This is a genomic window from Streptomyces sp. NPDC002476 (assembly GCF_042889785.1).
GTDB lineage: Bacteria > Actinomycetota > Actinomycetes > Streptomycetales > Streptomycetaceae > Streptomyces.
In genome coordinates, this window is sequence record NZ_JBIARH010000102.1 from 1 (window position 1) to 2,468 (window position 2,468).

Here is a 2,468-nt window from a genome sequence, read left to right on the forward strand (position 1 = left end):
CGCGAGGTCTACCGCGCCCTGACCACCACACCCACGGAACGAACCACTCAAACCGACCTCGTTCCAGCGGCTTGACAACCATAGGAGCATCCAGCATAGACAACCTGCCCACCCACGACCACCAACCGAAACCAGCTCACCAAACGATCAAGAGACCATCTTCAGAGCACGTCGGCGGATCGAGGTTTAGGTGGTGGGGTGGCGGTGGGTGTCCACGTACACCCGCGCTCTGCCCCCGGCCCCCAGGAATCTGCCGCACGCGCCCGATATCTGATGTGGCCCACTTCTGGCGGGATGTCGGCGGGGTGTCGGCTGTCTGGCGGGGCTGTCGGTGATCCGTCGGTAGCCGTTGGAACCGTGGGTGTCGAGTTGCCCGGCCGAGCAGCCGCGGCCACCTTCAACAACAGGGGAGCCCCGTCGCCATGTCACCCAATTCCTCCATCCTGCTGTGGGATGTCCATCGGCTGCCGCGTGCCGATGGCCGCGTCTTCCTGGTCACCGGCGGCAACGCCGGCATCGGGTACTTCGTCGCGGAGCAGTTGTCGGCAACTGGAGCCACCGTCGTGCTCGGCAGCCGGAATCCCGCGAAGGCCGAGGTCGCCACGGCCTCGATCCGTGCGCGCGTTGCTGGTGCGCGGGTGCGGGCCGTACGTCTGGACCTCGCCGATCTCTCGTCGCTCGAAACAGCGGTGGAATCACTGGAGGTGGAATGCCTCGACGCAGTGGTTCACAATGCCGGCGTCGCGCTCGACGAGCTGCCGCGCAGGCGGACCGGCGATGGTCACGAGCTCATGTTCGGCACGAACCACCTCGGGCACTTCGCGTTGACTCGGTGGCTGATGCCGCTGCTGTCGGCCGCGCCTGCGGCCCGGGTCGTGACCACGGGCAGCTTCGCGGCGAAGTCCGAACGGCTGGACCTGGACGACCTGCAGTCCCGGAAGGACTATCGGCCCAAGCGCACCTACGGCCGCTCCAAGCTGGCTCAGATGTACTTCGGTGTCGAACTCGATCGCCGCCTGCGCGCTGTCGGTAGCACGGTGGCGAGCGTGGTGGTTCATCCCGGCGGCGCGCTGGACTCCCTCACCCCGTCCCGGCCGCCGGTCAATGTGCGGACTGTCGGCGCACGGCTGAGTGCGGCACCTGCGGCTCTCCTCGTCCAAGGCAAGCACGCCGGCGCATGGCCCGCAGTCCGGGCGGTGCTTGATCCGGCCGTACGCGGAGGCCAGTTGTGGGGACCGCGCGTCTTCCGTCTGCGTGGCGAGCCCCGACGTGAACCTGTGTGGAGCCACCTCACTGACGCCTCCGTCGCGGCCCGGTTGTGGGACGCAAGCTGTGATCTGACCGGCGTCGACCCCGGCACCGTCCCCAGATAGCCCCGGACACGCGCGTCGGCAAACGAGCGTGCTGGTTTGATTTTCTTTTGCCCATCCTCGGACTGCGCGCCGAACCCGACCGCTCAAGAGTTCCGGGGCGATTACGTAGAGGGGAAGCTTCAGTCCGACGGACAGGTGGGCTTGCCGTAGGTCAGGATGACCGGGTGAACGATGACATCATTCAGCCCGCCCTGCGCCCGGTCCGAGGAGCGGCTCGTTGCGCGGTTGCTGGCTTCGTCCTCGCTGGCGCCGCCTGGGTGGCCCAGGCTGCGTGGCAGGTCCGGCTTGCCGTGGCGGGGTTGCCGCCTTCCGGTCCGCTGGACCAGGGCGACGGCCGGCACCGCCCGCTGACCGGGCTGGAGGACGCCTACCACATCGTCAGCGTCCTGGGGGATGCGGCCACGCTGCTGTGCGCCGTCGCCTTTCTTGTGTGGCTGGCGCGCGTGAGGAACAACACGCGTGTCCTTTCGGGACAGGCGCCGCGCTACGCCTGGCCGTGGGTCTACGCGGGCTGGATCGTGCCTGTCGTGAACCTGTGGGTACCCCGCGGGATCGTCGTGGACGTCCATCAGAAGAGCGCCCCCGGAGAGCGGCTGCCGCGTGTCGTGAACTGGTGGTGGGGTCTGTGGCTGGCCGGGATGCTGAGCGGGGTGGGGCTGATGTACGCCGGCTCCACGGACGACATCATCGCGCGTGCCTACACGGACGCACAGTTCCTGGTGGCGGCTGACACGGCCATCGTGGGCGCGGCCGTAGCCGGTGCCTTCGTCGTCCGTGCACTTACCGCAGCACAGCAGAAACGCATGGGCGCAGCGGAAAACCATGGAGAGTGAGGTTCCCCCGGCGTGCGGGAGGTACTGATCAGCTGGTCAGGGCGGATTGGCGGGGTTTCAGGTTCGTTCGTTCGGTCGCTGCCTGCTTGGCGTAGTGCTGCTCCTCGAACTCGACGGGGCTGAGGTAGCCGAGCCGCTTCTGGATGCGCCATCTGTTGTAGAAGCCGTCGATGACCCTGTTGCCCAATTGAGTGAAGCTGCCGTGATCGCCTGTCGCGTGGCATTCCGGTTCGCGAGTGTGTGGTGCAGGCGGTTTCGAGGG

Annotated in this window: 3 protein-coding genes; 2 read left to right on the plus strand and 1 reads right to left on the minus strand. The window is 67.4% G+C overall.

The window, feature by feature from the left end; all coding sequences use genetic code 11:
* Nucleotides 1-422 precede the first annotated feature (422 nt).
* A complete protein-coding gene (locus ACFYXM_RS37045; protein ID WP_389296244.1) occupies nt 423-1,373 on the plus strand; it encodes an SDR family NAD(P)-dependent oxidoreductase in 951 nt (316 codons plus the stop codon).
* Between the two features lie 164 nt (nt 1,374-1,537).
* The gene (locus ACFYXM_RS37050) at nt 1,538-2,206 is read left to right on the plus strand and encodes a DUF4328 domain-containing protein (RefSeq protein WP_389296246.1); all 669 of its coding nucleotides are present in this window, start codon (nt 1,538-1,540) and stop codon (nt 2,204-2,206) included.
* Nucleotides 2,207-2,234: 28 nt separating this feature from the next.
* On the opposite strand, the gene ACFYXM_RS37055 is transcribed toward ACFYXM_RS37050, so the two are convergent.
* Complete coding sequence (locus tag ACFYXM_RS37055) at nt 2,235-2,393, minus strand: IS3 family transposase (protein ID WP_389296248.1); 159 nt, start codon at nt 2,391-2,393, stop codon at nt 2,235-2,237.
* Nucleotides 2,394-2,468: the final 75 nt, after the last annotated feature.